We start from the raw sequence: 13880 nt of genomic DNA, 5'->3' as shown, positions 1-13880 counted from the left end.
ACGATACGCGGGAATATTTCTATTTTTCAGAACGGAGTTCTTTACAGAACGGACGCAACAAGTCGAGTACGATTTGATACGAATTCGACACATCTTTGCGACGACTGGCGCGAACCATGCTGTCGAGCACGTACTGGTAGAAGCTGCGCAACGTCTTGCCGTCCGGTCCGGCGGCCGAAAAATCCAGGCTCGTCGACAGCACGGTGAGGATCTGGGTGGCGCGCATGGCGTGTCGGCACATTTGATCCAGCCGCCCCTGCTCGTGGGCGAATTTTGCCGAGCCGATGGCCCGGTAGAGCTCCTCGTGCACCGAGGCCAGCACGTCGCGCGGGCTGGCGGTCAGGCGGCTGGAGGCCGCGTAGGCGCTGAACGCCTGGCTGTTAGTCGTCGTCATCGCTGCTGGCTCCGAGGATGGCCTTGATCTGCTCTTGAAGGATCTGGGCGGCGTAGAGCTGCGTCTCCATCGCCGAGTATTTCGCGATCAGCTTGGTGCGGTACGTCTCCGCGTTGTCGCGGATGGTCTCCGACTGTTCGGTCAGGTCGCTGTTGACCGTGTCGAGGGTGTTGATGCGCTGCTGGATCACGCCGGTGGTGGTGTTGGCGTAGTCGCCCATCAGGCTGGTGATCAGGTTGGCGAAGCCCTGGGTGATCTGCACCGAGATCGTGCCGCTGGTCGGGTTGGCCAGGGCGAAGGACAGGCCCTCGTAGATCGACCCGGTCGCGCCGATGATCCGGCTGCCCGAGATCGTGAACAGGCTGCTATCCCCGCCCACCGACACGCTGGAGATCGCCCCGTCGGTGACGGCGACCTCCAGGTCGAAGTCGTACGACAGGGTGGTGTCGTTCTTCAGGAGCTTGAGGTTGCTGTCGCTGGCCTCGAACTTGGTCTCGAAGAACGCGGCCACGCTGGAGAGATCGGTCAGCAGCAGGTTGTCGAGCGAAGTCTCGTCCGACAGCTCCAGCTGGTTGGCGCTGTTGAGCGTGACGCCAAGCGCCGACAGGTCGGTCAGCTCGTCGTCCGACCCCGTCTTGCCGCCCAGCAGGGCGTTCAGCTGGCGGTTCACGTCGCGCAGTATGCCGTCGGCGAACAGCACCGCGTCGTCGGCCACCACCCCGCCCGAGCCCACCGTCTGGTTGGTCACCACGAAGGCGCGCAGGGCGTTGTAGGCGTCGATGAAGTCGGTGATCGCCGTCTTGATGTCGTCGTAGTTGGCCTCGATGTCGAGGGTGATGGTCTGGCCGCTGGTGGCCTGCATCAGCGAGATCGACAGGCCAGGAATGACGTCGGTCAACTCGTTGCCGTCGCTCTCGATCTCGACCCCGTCGATGGTCACGATCGAGGGCTGGGCCGCCTGCAACACGTTGGCGAAAGCGCCCGAGCTGTCGGTCAGGCCCAGCGACTGGCCGATGTCGTCGCCCGACACCGACGACAGCGTGATCTCCTGGTTGGTGTCGCTGGTCGACATCACCAGGCGCGTGCCGGTCGAGCTGGTGATCAGGGTGGCGGTGACGCCGGTCGTGCTGGTCTTGGCGTTGACGGCCGCGGCGATGTCGCTGACCGTCATGGTCGAGGTCACGGTGATCTCGGCGGCGGTCCCGCCGTCGACGCCCACCGACATCACCCCCGACAGGCCAAGCGCCGTGCCGGATGCCTGGGCGGTGGAGGCTGCCTTCATGGCCTTGGCCAGCTGGGTGACGGTGATCTCGTAGGAGGCGGCCACCGCGTCGCTGTCGGCGTCGACGGCGATCACCGAGGTGGCGTCCGTGCCGTCCGAGGCGGTGAGATAGGCGCTCTTCTCGTCGAAGGCGTTGGTGGTGGTCGTGACCGAGCTGTAGGTCGTGGCCGCCAGCGCGGTCATGGAATCGGAGATCGCCTGCAGCAGGGTCTGCAGCGACTGGTACGAGGCGATCTTGGTCTCGTTGGCCGTGACCTTGGCGTCGATGGTGTCGGCGCGAGCGGTCTTCTGGGCGACGGCCGCCTCGATCAGGGAGTCGGTGTCGAGCCCCGAGATCGTGCCCGTCAGATAGGTCGTCGAACCCGAGGTCGAGACGCTGCTGGTCGTCGTCATGGCAATGTCCGGAAAGTCGGCGGGAGAGCCTTGAGGGGCTCCCCCGCCAGTCTGCAGGACGACGGGAGCCAGGCCCCCGTCATCGCGACACGAGCGACTACTGCAGCAACTTCAGAAGCGACTGGCTCATCGAGTTGGCCTGGCTGAGGGCCGAAATCGCTGCGCTGGTCAGGGTCTGGGCGTTGGTGAAGTTGGTCTGCTCGGCGGCGATGTCCACGTCGGTGATCGCCGACGCCGCCGACTCCAGGTTCTCGAGCGACGTGGAGATCACGTCGCCGCGGAACTCGAAGCGCGACAGGGTGGCGCCGACGTCGGCGCGCATTTTCGAGACCGCCGTGATCGCCGAGTCGATCTCGTCCATGGCGGCGACGGCGTCGCTGGTGGAGCTGATCGAGGTGACGGTCAGGTTCAGCCCCGTGGTGTTGGCCGTACCCAGTTCGACCTTGATCACATCGGTGCTGGACGTGCCGACCATGAAATCGACGCCCGTGCCCTCGGTGTAGTTGCTGTCACCGTTGAGCAGAGAGACGCCGTTGAAGGTCGTCGTCTCGGCGATGTCGTTGATTTCCTCGGTCAGCTGCTCGTACTCGGCGCTGATGTACGACAGGTCGGCAGTGCTCGACGTCCCCGATTGGGCCTGGGCCGTCAGGGAGTTCATGCGCTGCAGGATGTCGGCGATGTTCGACAGGGCGCCGTCCGCGGTGTTCAGCACCGAAGTGCCGCTGGTCACGTTGGTGGCGGCCTGGTTGAGCACGGTGATGTCGGCGTTCATGGACGTCGCGATGGCGAGGCCGGAGGCGTCGTCCTTCGCGCTGACGATCCGCGAGCCGCTCGACAGCTTCGCCAGGGATTCGCTCTGCGCCGCCGAATTGTTGTTCAGGTAGCGCAGGGCGGTGTTGGCGGCCGTGTTGGTGGAGATAACAGGCATGTTCTAGTCCGGTTCTCTGTCTGGAGTCCGCCCGGGGGAGAGTCCGGTCGGGAAGCTGTCCGCCGTTCTGACGGCCTGGCTTCGACGGGTTGAACGGGACGTCCGCCGACGATGGGGCGGATTATTTTTCGGAATGCGGGGCTCTCTTGCCCCCACCTCCCGTCATTCCCGCCCTTGTGGCGGTAATGACGGGAGTAAAGAGACCCCCCCAAAAATAATCCGCCCCATCCGGCGCGGAGCCTCCGTTGAACCCGTCGATCGGCGCCCAGAGCGACCGGACCGACTTCACCGGAGGGCTTTCTCCATGACCACCGTCTCCTCGGCGACGAGCACCAGCACGACGAGCTCGAGCAGCTCGTCCGGCACGCTGCAGCTCGGCACCACCGACTTCCTGAAGCTGCTGATGACGCAGCTGACCAACCAGAACCCGCTGGATCCGACCGATCCCACCGAGTTCACCAGCCAGCTGGCGACCTACTCGTCGCTCGAGCAGCAGATCAACATGAACGACACGCTGACGACGATGTCAGACAACATGTCGTCGCTGCTGACCCAGGTTCAGCTGCTCGCCTCGGCCTCGGAATAGGGGCCAGCGACCATGAGCCTGTCTTCCGCCCTCTCGACCGCCGTCTCGGGCCTGTCCGCCCAGAGCATCGCCCTGTCGGCGATCTCCGAGAACATCGCCAACGCCTCGACCACCGCCTACAAGACGACCGAGGTGTCGTTCCAGTCGCTGGTCAGCGGCGCCATGGGCACCAACACCTCGACCAGCTCGGTGGTGGCCAAGACCAACCAGGCGCTGAACGTCACCGGCGCGATCTCCTCGACCAGCGTGGCGACCAACATCGCCATCGACGGCTCGGGCTATTTCGTGGTCGCGGCCAACGCCGGCGACAGCGGCAGCGACCTCGTCTACAGCCGCAACGGCAGCTTCTCGACGGACGCCAACGGCTATCTGGTCAATAGCGAAGGCTATTACCTGATGGGCTATCCCACGGACTCCGACGGCGCCGTCCTGGCGTCCAACACCAGCGACCTGACCAGCCTGTCGGCGATCAACCTCGACTCGATCAGCGGCACAGCCAAGGCCACCTCGACGGTGAGCATGGCCGCCAACCTGCCGGCCGACGCCACGACGGGCCAGAGCTTCGACACCAGCATGGAGGTCATCGACTCCCTGGGCGTCAGCCACACCGTCGGCCAGACCTGGACCAAGACCGGCGACAACACCTGGTCGCTGAGCCTGTCGGACCCGACCCTGACCAAGGACAGCGCCACCACCTCGGGCACGATCAGTCCCAGCACGGTGACGGTCACCTTCAACTCCGACGGCAGCCTGGCCACCACCGATCCGTCGCCGGTCAACATCAGCATCACCGGCCTCTCGACCGGCGCGGCCGACAGCGCGATCGTGCTCGACCTCGGCTCGACGGGCGGCACCGACGGCCTGACCCAGTACGCCTCGACCTCCTCGACCCTGTCGATCAGCCCGACCTTCGAGCAGGACGGCGCCAACTACGGCGAGCTGTCGGGGATCAGCATCGACGAGAGCGGCCTGGTCACGGCCAATTTCGACAATGGGGTCAGCCTGGCGATCTACCAGATCCCGGTCGCCACCTTCAGCAACCCGGGCGGCCTGACCCACGTCTCGGGCACGGTCTATGACGAGAACACCGCCGCCGGCCAGGTCCACCTGAACCTGCCGGGCGAGGGCAACGCCGGCAGCCTTGTGGCCAGCGCGCTGGAAGGCTCGACCACCGACACGGCGACCGAGTTCAACAAGATGATCATCGCCCAGCAGGCCTATTCGGCCGCCTCGCAGGTGATCAGCGCCACCAGCGACATGTTCGACACCCTGATCCAGGCCGTGCGGTGAGCGTCATGGGCACGATCGAACGCCTGCACGCGCGCGCCCAGAAGGCCCGCCGCGATCCGGCCACGCCCGTGGTCTCGTCGGTCGAGGAGGCCCGCGCCCTCGCCCGCAGCATCGCCGAGGGCCTCTCGGCCCTTTCCGACGACCAGCGCCTGCTCATGCTGTCGAACCTGCACGAGGTGCAAGCGACGCTGGAAGACCGCATGGCGTCCCTGGAGACCGAGATGGCGGAGGAGCGCGTGCGCATCCAGGCCGTCAATCGCGGGCTGAACGCCCAGGCCGGCTATCGCGGCGGGGTGGCGTCGCTGCGCGACCACCGTCGCCGCAAGGACTGACGCCATGTCGCTGTCGTCGATCATCAGCTCGGCCTCGTCGGCCCTGTCGACCGCCCAGATGCAGATCGCGGTGGCCAACGCCAACGTGGCCAACGCCGACGACCTGACCTACACTAAGAAGACGGTCAGCACGACGGCGACCACGGCCCTGAACTCGGCCTCCAGCGCCACCGTGCAGCGGGCGGCCGATACCTATCTGGCCAAGACGGTGGTCAAGACCGCGGCGGCCTCGGGCTACGCCGGGGTGGTCGACACCTACATGCAGTCCTACGACGCCGCCCTCGGCTCGGTGGACAGCGGCGACGACCTGTCCAGCCTGCTCGACGCCTTTTCCAGCGCCCTGACCGCCCTGTCGGCCAGCGCCGACAGCGACACGGCCAAGGCCGCGACGGTCTCGGCCGCGTCCGACCTGGCCGCGGGGATCAGCAGCCTGTCGGCCTCGATCCAGGACCTGCGCACCCAGGCCAACGCCGAGATCGCCACCACGGTCGACACCATCAACTCGACCCTGTCGACCCTGGCCTCGCTGAACGACCAGATCGTCTCGGTCACCGCCCAGGGCGGCGACGTCACCGCCCTGCAGGACCAGCGCGACGCGGCCCTGACCACCCTGTCGGGCCTGATCGGGGTCAGCAGCTACACCACTTCCGACAACCGGCTGGTGGTCTACACCACCGGCGGCGACCAGCTCTTGGGCACGACGGCGGCCAAGCTGTCGTACACCGCCTCCAGCGCGCTTTCCTCGACCAGCGTCTACCCGACCTCGATCTCGGGGATCACGCTGAACGGCAAGGACATCACCGGCAGCCTCGATTCCGGCCAGTTGGGCGCCCTGGTCACCCTGCGCGACAAGACGCTGGTGGACGAGCAGGCCGAACTCGACGCCCTGGCCTCGACGCTGATCGCCCAGGTCAACGCCATCGCCAACGCCGGCTCGTCCACGCCCGCGCCCAACGCCCTGACCAGCGCCTCCACCGTCTCGGGCTCGGACGCCTTCTCGGCGACCGGCACGCTGCGGGTGGCGGTCGTCGATTCCAGCGGCTCGACGGTCTCGACCCAGGACATCGATCTTTCGGCCTACTCCACCCTGGCCGACCTGGTCAGCGCGCTAGACGCCGTCGACGGCCTGTCGGCCAGCATCGGCTCGGACGGCAAGCTGTCGATCACCGCCGACGACAGCGCCAACGGCGTCGCCCTGGGCGACATCAGCGCCTCGGTCGGCGCATCGGCGCAGGGCTTCTCGGACTACTTCGGCTTCAACGACCTGTTCTCGGGCTCGACCGCCGCCGACATCGCCGTCACGTCCAAGCTGTCGGGCGACTACAGCCTGCTGGCCACCGCGGCCCTCGACACCGCCACCACCCTGGCCGTGGGCGACCGCGCCCTGTCGACCTCCGACAGCACCACCATCGACAAGCTGTCGTCGATGCTGTCGGGAACCCTGAGCTTCGCCGCCGCCGGCGACCAGGCCGCCAAGACCGTCAGCCTGTCGTCCTATGCCGCAAGCTTCGTCTCGGGCGCGGCCACCCTTGTCGCCAACGCCTCGTCCAGCGCCGCCAGCGCCCTGTCGACCTTCGAGGCGGCGACCACGCGGCTGCAGAACACCACCGCCGTCAATGTCGACGAGGAGCTGGCCCTGCTGACCACCTACCAGTCGCAGTACGAGGCCAACGCCCAGCTCGTCTCGATGGTGCAGGAGCTGTTCGACACCCTGATCCAGATGGTGAACTGACCATGATCAGCCGCATCGCCACCTTCGGCCATTCGACGACCATGCTGGCCGCCAGCCTCAAGGTGCAGGCCAAGCTGGCCGACCAGCAGGCCCAGACCGCCTCGGGCCTGAAGTCCACCACCTACGGGGGCCTGGGCAGCAACACCGGCAGCCTGCTGCGCCTGTCCAGCCAGGGCGCCGCCCTCACGGCCGAGAACGCCGCCGCCCAGACCGCCACCGCCTATGTCAACGCCGCCTACTCGGCCCTGGGCGACATCGCGGATCTAGCCACCACCATCAAGACCCAGCTGGCCTCGATGATCTCGAGCACCACGATCGACTCGGCCACCACCGCCCAGTACGCCACCAACTGGCTCAACGACCTCCAGGCGCTGATGAACAGCACGTCTGGCGGGACCTACCTGTTCTCGGGCACGGCGGGCGACACCGCCGCCGCCGACTTCAGCGATGCGGACTGGGATCCCTCGGCCGGCGTCGACGCCGACTTCTACCAGGGCTCGTCCAGCACCCGGACCTTCACCACCACCGACGGCCAGACCATCAACCTGTCGGTCTCGGGCGGCTCGGCGGCCTTCGAGCAGCTGGCCCGCGCCCTTTCGATGATCATCGCCTCGCCGGGCGACAGCGACGTGGTCTCGGCCGCCTACGACCTGGCCGGCGGGGCCCTGACCGGTATCGGCTCGCTGCAGGAGCAGGTCTCGATCCAGGCCTCCACCCTCGACCGCCTGATCGAACGCAACGAGGCCAAGATCGAGAGCATCGACACCCTGGCCTCCAACCTGAAAGACGCTGACCTGGCCGAGACGGCGGTGCTGGCCACCCAGTACGAGACCCAGCTGGAGGCCATGTACTCGATGATCTCGACGCTCTCGTCGCTCAGCCTGACGAAGTATCTGTAGAGGATAGATGCTCCCCCCCCGAAGGGGGAGCTGTCGCCCCCGGGTCCGGCCAAAGGCCGGCCCGAGGATAAACTCCGCGACTGAGGGGGAATTAACTGCGGCGCCGGAGACGCCCCGACCTCATCAGACACGTCCCCCTTCGGCCCTCTGGGCCACCTCCCCCGTCAGGGGGAGGATCTTGATTGCAATCTCGCAAGACCTCGACATACGCCGGCAGGATCGCCCGGCCACAAGGGCGGCTCGTCGTTTCGGAGTTACGATGCCCTCGCCCGTTTCCCCCAGCCGCCGCGGCCTGCTGGCCCTGGCCGGCGCCGCGCCCTTCGCCGCCATCGCCGCCTCGGCCCGCCCCGTGGCCGCCGCCGAGACCGTCTGCGCCCTGACGCCCCAGGTCACCCAAGGCCCCTACTGGTTCGACCCCAAGCTCGACCGCGCCGACATCACCGAAGGCAAGAAAGGCGCGCCGGTCACGGTGGCCCTGACCGTCGTCGACGGCGCCTGCCGGCCGCTGAAGGGCGCGCGGGTCGACATCTGGCACTGCGACGCACAGGGGATCTATTCCGGCTACGAGGGCCAGGGCGACGACCACCAGGCGGCCGCCAAGGGGCAGACCTTCCTGCGCGGGGCCCAGACCACCGACGCCGCCGGCAAGGTCGCCTTCAAGACCATCTGGCCGGGCTGGTACGAGGGCCGCACCCCGCACATCCACATCAAGGTCCACCTGGACGCCCGCACGGCCCTGACCGCCCAGCTGTTCGTGCCCGACGCCCTGTCGGAGTTCCTCTACGAGAACGTCCCGGCCTACAGGCGACCGCGCCAGCGCGACATGTTCAACCGCCAGGACGGCATCGCCCTTCAGGGCGGCGAGGCCATGGTCGCCAGCGTCAAGGAAGCCAAGGACGGCTATGTGCTGGCCTTGGTCCTGGGCGTCGATCCCGCCGCCGACTGGAAGGACGACGCGGGGATGGGCCCCGGTGGTCCCATGGGCGGTCCCGGCGGTCCGCCGCCCGGCGGCATGAACGGCCGCCCGCCCGGCCCGCCGCCCGGCCCGCCGCCCGGCGGCTTCCCCAATGGCGGCCCGCCCGGCGGCCCGCCGCGCCACGAAGCCCCCACCGGCGAGGCGCGGCTGAAGGCGATCGTGCCGGGGATCTAAGATCCTCCCCCTGAAGGGGGAGGTGGCCCGAAGGCCGGAGGGGGAAGCGGCCTCTGAGCCGCCGTAACAACTTCCCCCTCAGTCGCGGAGTTTATCCTCGGGCCGGCCTTTGGCCGGACCCGGGGGCGACAGCTCCCCCTTTCAGGGGGAGCATCTTTCTGCCCTTCCCTCCTCCTGCTCCACACGCCATCCTCCCCGCCAAACGGCCGTTCGGCCTGCGAGGGGATGGAAATGCACAAGACAATCTGGGCCGCGCTGGCGGTCTCCATGGGGCTGGCCGGGACGGCCTGCGCCCAGCCGGCGCCGGCGGGTCCGCAGCCCAAGAACGACTACGCCCAGGACGCCGCCTGGCTGTGCCGCCCGGGCCGCCAGGACGCCTGCGCCCAGGACCAGACCGCCACCATCGTCGCCGCCGACGGCGCGACCAGGGTCGAACCGTTCAAGGCCGATCCCAAGGCCCCGATCGACTGCTTCTACGTCTATCCGACCGTGTCGACCGATCCCGGCGGCAACAGCGACATGACCATCGACCCGGCCGAGACCATCGTCGCCGAGCAGCAGTTCGCGCGCTTTGGCCAGGTGTGCCGCACCTTCGCGCCGATGTACCGGCAGGTGACCCTGGCGGCCCTGCGCCAGGTGATGCAGGGCAAGGCCTCGCCGGGCGACGAGGCCCTGGCCTACAATGACGTGCTGGACGCCTGGAAGGACTACCTGGCCCGCGACAACGGCGGCCGCGGCGTCGTGCTGATCGGCCACTCCCAGGGTTCGCGCGTGCTGCTGCGCCTGCTGGCCGAGGAGATCGACGGCAAGCCGATCCAGAAGCAGCTGGTCTCGGCCCTGATCATCGGCATGAACACGCCGATCGATCCGGCCACAGACGCCTACGGCTCGATCAAGATGTGCCGCAAGCCGGGCCAGACCGGCTGCATCGTCAGCTACGTGTCGTTCCGCGCTTCGAGCCCGCCGGCCGAGCCGGCTTTCTTCGGCAAGGCCACCCCGGACGGCAAGCGCGCGGCCTGCGTCAACCCGGCCGCCCTGGCCGGCGGCGAGGCGCCGCTGCACAGCTATTTCAGCGACAAGACCATCGCCGGCGCGCCGCGCAAGACGCCCTGGATCAAGGGCAAGGACGTGACCACGACCTTCGTCTCGACGCCGGGCCTGGTCACCGCCGAATGCGCCGCGAGCGGCCCCTACGACTACCTGGCCGTCAAGGTCCACGGCGTCCCGGCCGACCCGCGCGTCGACGACATTCCCGGCGACCTGATGGTGCTGGGCTCGCCGCTCAAGGCCTGGGGCCTGCACCTGGCCGACGTCAACCTGGCGATGGGGGACCTGGTGGCGCTGGTCGAGGCGCAGGGGAAGGGCTGGAAGTAGCGATCAAGTTCCTCTCCCCTTGCGGGAGAGGGTGGCCCCGCGGAGCGGGGTCGGGTGAGGGGGCGCACCAACAGAAACGCCGCGGCGGCTTTTCAGCTGTCGCGACGTTTTGCGTCTGAGACCCCCCTCATCCGTCGGCTATCGCCGACACCTTCTCCCGCAAGGGGAGAAGGATCCCGATCATTTCCCCGTCACGCCCTTGAAGACGCCCAGGCCGAGAACGAGAACGACCACGAACACGACCAGGAACAGGAAGAACAGGATCTTGGCGACGCCGGCCGCGGCGCCCGCGATGCCGGTGAAACCAAGCGCGCCGGCGATGATGGCCACCACGGCGAAGATCAGAGCCCATTTCAGCATGGGTAAGCTCCTTGCACTGGGCCCGCGTGATGCAGGCTTCACCGGATCAACGTCGCCTTGGCGCGCGTCGTTCCTTGTGTTCGCGAGCCCGCGCCGCTAACTCCAAAGCCATGGCCGCCAAGCCCGAGAACCCGACCGAACCCTTCAAGCGCGCCCTGGCGCACGCCGCCCGCTCGCTCGCCGAGACGCCGGACCTCGAGATCGTGTTTTCCGGCGAGTCGCCGGGCCTCGTCGGCAACCGCGCCGTGCTGCCGCATCCGCCGCGCGACCTGTCCGGCCCGGACGCCGCCCGCCTGCGCGGCATGGCCGACCAGATCGCCCTGCGCCTGGCCCACCACGACCCGTCGACCCACGCCCGCTCGCGTCCGGCCGCGCCCGACGCCCAGGCGATCTACGAGTCGCTCGAGCAGGCCCGCATCGAGGCCATCGGCGCCAACGCGCTGGGCGGGGTGCGCGCCAACCTGACCACGGTGCTGGAGACCCGCCTCGAAAAGCAGGGCCTGACCCGCGCCGTCGCCTTCGACCGCAACAACGCCCCGATGGCCGAGATCCTGGGCCTGATGGTGCGCGAGCGCCTGACCGGCGACGCCCCGCCCGATGGCGCGAAAGCCCTGGTCGAGATCCTGCGCGCCGACATCGAGAGCAAGGCCGGCAAGGACCTCGACCGCCTGGCCGCCGCCGTCGACGACCAGGCCGCCTTCGCCAAGGTCACCCGCCAGATCCTGCGCGACCTCGACCTCGGCGACGACGTCAACGACGCCACCGAATCCTCCGACGAGGACGAGGGCGACGACGAAAACCCCACCGACACCGCCGACGACGATCAGGGCGACGGCGAGGGCGAGCAGACCGACGGCTCCTCGCCGCAGGAAAGCGAGGCCTCCGACCGCGAAAGCCAGGCCGGCGACGAGGAGATCGTCCAGTCCGACCAGGAAGGCGAGGCCCAGGAAAGCGAAGAGACGCCCGACATGGGCGACGGCGCCAAACCCGCCCGTCCCGATCCGTCGGCCGACAAGGGCGGCGAGCCGGCCTACAAGGTGTTCACCACGGCCTATGACGAGGTGGTCTCGGCCGAGGAGCTCTGCGATCCCGACGAGCTGACCCGCCTGCGGGCCTATCTCGACCAGCAGCTGTCGGCCCTCTCCAGCGTCGTCTCGCGCCTGGCCAACAAGCTGCAACGCCGCCTGCTGGCCCAGCAGAACCGCGCCTGGACCTTCGACCTCGAGGAAGGGATGCTCGATGTGGCCCGCCTGACGCGGGTGATCATCGACCCCACCGCGCCGCTGTCCTTCAAGCAGGAGGAAGACCAGGAGTTCCGCGACACGGTCGTGACCCTGCTGATCGACAATTCCGGCTCGATGCGCGGCCGCCCGATCATGGTCGCCGCCGTCTGCGCCGACATCCTGGCGCGCACGCTGGAACGCTGCGGCGTCAAGACCGAGGTGCTGGGCTTCACCACCCGCGCCTGGAAGGGCGGAACCAGCCGCGACGAGTGGATCAAGGCCGGCAAGCCGCCCTCGCCCGGCCGCCTGAACGACCTGCGCCACATCGTCTACAAGGCCGCCGATGCGCCCTGGCGCCGGGCTCGCAAGAACCTGGGCCTGATGATGCGCGAGGGTCTCCTGAAGGAGAACATCGACGGCGAGGCCCTGATGTGGGCGCACCAGCGGATCATCGGCCGGCCCGAAGCCCGCCGCATTCTGATGGTGATTTCCGACGGCGCGCCGGTGGACGACTCCACCCTCAGCGTCAATTCGGGCCACTATCTGGAGCGGCATTTGCGGCAGGTCATCGCCGAGATCGAGGGCAAAAGCCCGGTCGAGCTGATCGCCATCGGCATCGGCCACGACGTGACCCGCTACTACCGCCGCGCCGTCACCATCGTCGACGTCGAGCAGCTGGGCGGGGTGCTGGTCGAGCAATTGGCCGCCCTGTTCGACGAGGAGCCGCGCACGGCCGTGCGCGCCCGCGGCCTGCTGCCGCCGCCGCCCACCGTCGTGCCCTCCGCTCCCAAGGCCGCGCGCAAGGTTTCGGCGTGATCGGACTGCGCAGCCTGCTCGTTCTTGGCCTGGCCGGCGGCATGCTGGCCCAGTGCGGACCCAAGCCGGCCCCGCCGCCGCCCGTCGTGCTGCCCGCCGCCCCGGTCAAGGTCGGGCCGGAGATCGGCCTGACGGTCGCGCCCGTGCCGCTGAACGCCTCGGACGCCAGCCAGACGGCCGTCGGCCGCTTCGTCTATGCCGGCGGCATCCACGTCACCAGCGCCGACACCAGCCGCCTGCACGGTCTGTCGGACCTGATCCTCACCGACGACAACGGCCTGGAGGCGATCACCGACGACGGCGACCGCTTCTCGGCGAAGCTCCAGCTCGACGCCGACGGACGCCTGGTCGGCCTGACCAACGGCAAGCTGTCGCCCCTGCTGGGCGTCGACGGCGAGGGCCTGCGCGGCAAGACCGAAGGCGACGCCGAGGGGCTGACCCGCCTGCCCAACGGCGAGCGCCTGGTCAGCTTCGAGCGCGATCACCGCATTTGGCGCTACGCCGTCGGGGCCGACGGCCAGTGGAGCCGCCCGGCGCTCGCCCCCAAGCCCGCCACCGTCTTCCCCGACAACGAGGGCATGGAGGCGATCACCGCCTATCCGGCCGCCGGCCCCGACGCCTATCTCGTCGGCGGCGAGGAAGGCGAGGCCTGGCTGTGCCGGCTGTCGACGAACTGCCAGTCGATCGCCCCGCAGACGCCCAACGATTTCACCTGGGGCCTGTCGGGCTTCGCCGCCTTCCAGGGCAAGGCGCTGGCCACCTTGCACCGGGCCTACGACCCCGTGCGCGGCTGGCGCGCCCAGGTGCGGTTCCTGCCCGACCCGCTGCTGCCGGCGGCCAAGCAGTATCCGCTGGCCACGCTGATGCTGGACGGCCAGGTCACCCGCGACAATTTCGAGGGGATCGCCCTGGCCGCCGGTCCCAATGGCGCCACGCGGATCTACCTGCTGTCGGACGACAACGGCGGTTCGATGAACCAGCGCACCCTGCTGCTGGCCTTCGACTGGACCCCGCCGCCGCCCCAGCCCGCGCCGCCGCCCGCCCCGCCAAAGAAGAAGCGCCGCTGACCCCGCGCGGCGCCGCCGCCTCTTGCCAGGGTTGCGGTGCGCGCTACGGTGGAG

The 13880-nt window shown here is 68.7% G+C and carries 13 protein-coding genes; 9 read left to right on the top strand and 4 right to left on the bottom strand.

Annotated elements, in window-relative coordinates:
• Positions 1 to 19: 19 nt before the first annotated feature.
• The 3 genes from V6S85_RS07090 to V6S85_RS07080 all read right to left on the bottom strand — a co-directional run bounded on the left by V6S85_RS07090 (position 20) and on the right by V6S85_RS07080 (position 2997).
• On the bottom strand, positions 20 to 394 hold the full coding sequence (locus tag V6S85_RS07090) for a flagellar protein FliS (RefSeq protein WP_058349598.1): 375 nt from the start codon (positions 392 to 394) through the stop codon (positions 20 to 22).
• Positions 381 to 2069 (bottom strand): flagellar filament capping protein FliD, encoded by a 1689-nt coding sequence (gene fliD / locus V6S85_RS07085; RefSeq protein WP_334348495.1) that lies wholly within the window; start codon positions 2067 to 2069, stop codon positions 381 to 383. The genes V6S85_RS07090 and fliD overlap by 14 nt, the downstream gene beginning before the upstream one ends.
• A gap of 97 nt (positions 2070 to 2166) precedes the next feature.
• The gene (locus tag V6S85_RS07080; RefSeq protein WP_116567979.1) at positions 2167 to 2997 is read right to left on the bottom strand and encodes a flagellin; all 831 of its coding nucleotides are present in this window, start codon (positions 2995 to 2997) and stop codon (positions 2167 to 2169) included.
• 304 nt (positions 2998 to 3301) lie between these two features.
• Between V6S85_RS07080 and V6S85_RS07075 the strand changes: the two genes are divergently transcribed.
• The 7 genes from V6S85_RS07075 to V6S85_RS07045 all read left to right on the top strand — a co-directional run bounded on the left by V6S85_RS07075 (position 3302) and on the right by V6S85_RS07045 (position 10360).
• Positions 3302 to 3583: a flagellar hook capping FlgD N-terminal domain-containing protein gene (locus V6S85_RS07075; RefSeq protein WP_101720058.1), complete on the top strand. Its 282-nt coding sequence runs from the start codon at positions 3302 to 3304 to the stop codon at positions 3581 to 3583.
• A gap of 12 nt (positions 3584 to 3595) precedes the next feature.
• The gene (gene flgE / locus V6S85_RS07070) at positions 3596 to 4873 is read left to right on the top strand and encodes a flagellar hook protein FlgE (RefSeq protein WP_334348494.1); all 1278 of its coding nucleotides are present in this window, start codon (positions 3596 to 3598) and stop codon (positions 4871 to 4873) included.
• 5 nt (positions 4874 to 4878) lie between these two features.
• Complete coding sequence (locus tag V6S85_RS07065; RefSeq protein ID WP_334348493.1) at positions 4879 to 5205, top strand: hypothetical protein; 327 nt, start codon at positions 4879 to 4881, stop codon at positions 5203 to 5205.
• Positions 5206 to 5209: 4 nt separating this feature from the next.
• Positions 5210 to 6937 (top strand): flagellar hook-associated protein FlgK, encoded by a 1728-nt coding sequence (gene flgK / locus V6S85_RS07060; protein WP_334348492.1) that lies wholly within the window; start codon positions 5210 to 5212, stop codon positions 6935 to 6937.
• A gap of 2 nt (positions 6938 to 6939) precedes the next feature.
• Positions 6940 to 7836, top strand: coding sequence for a flagellin (locus V6S85_RS07055; protein ID WP_334348491.1), 897 nt, complete (start codon positions 6940 to 6942; stop codon positions 7834 to 7836).
• A 259-nt stretch (positions 7837 to 8095) separates the two neighbouring features.
• Positions 8096 to 8986: an intradiol ring-cleavage dioxygenase gene (locus V6S85_RS07050; protein ID WP_334348490.1), complete on the top strand. Its 891-nt coding sequence runs from the start codon at positions 8096 to 8098 to the stop codon at positions 8984 to 8986.
• A gap of 231 nt (positions 8987 to 9217) precedes the next feature.
• On the top strand, positions 9218 to 10360 hold the full coding sequence (locus V6S85_RS07045) for a DUF3089 domain-containing protein (RefSeq protein WP_334348489.1): 1143 nt from the start codon (positions 9218 to 9220) through the stop codon (positions 10358 to 10360).
• Positions 10361 to 10540: 180 nt separating this feature from the next.
• Here V6S85_RS07045 and V6S85_RS07040 read toward each other — a convergent pair whose 3' ends face one another.
• A complete protein-coding gene (locus tag V6S85_RS07040; RefSeq protein ID WP_116490557.1) occupies positions 10541 to 10720 on the bottom strand; it encodes a DUF1328 family protein in 180 nt (59 codons plus the stop codon).
• Positions 10721 to 10830: 110 nt separating this feature from the next.
• Here V6S85_RS07040 and cobT point away from each other — a divergent pair, with 110 nt between their 5' ends.
• Both cobT and V6S85_RS07030 read left to right on the top strand, forming a co-directional pair.
• The gene (gene cobT / locus V6S85_RS07035; protein ID WP_116567992.1) at positions 10831 to 12759 is read left to right on the top strand and encodes a cobaltochelatase subunit CobT; all 1929 of its coding nucleotides are present in this window, start codon (positions 10831 to 10833) and stop codon (positions 12757 to 12759) included.
• Positions 12756 to 13826, top strand: a complete 1071-nt coding sequence (locus V6S85_RS07030; RefSeq protein WP_334348488.1) for an esterase-like activity of phytase family protein — start codon at positions 12756 to 12758, stop codon at positions 13824 to 13826. The genes cobT and V6S85_RS07030 overlap by 4 nt, the downstream gene beginning before the upstream one ends.
• Positions 13827 to 13880 lie beyond the last annotated feature (54 nt).

The sequence above is a fragment of the Caulobacter sp. CCNWLW153 genome (genome assembly GCF_036889365.1).
In the GTDB taxonomy this organism is placed as follows: Bacteria; Pseudomonadota; Alphaproteobacteria; order Caulobacterales; family Caulobacteraceae; genus Caulobacter; species Caulobacter radicis.
The sequence above is the reverse complement of the archived record's forward strand: the minus strand, read 5'-3'. Positions and strand labels throughout refer to the sequence as shown.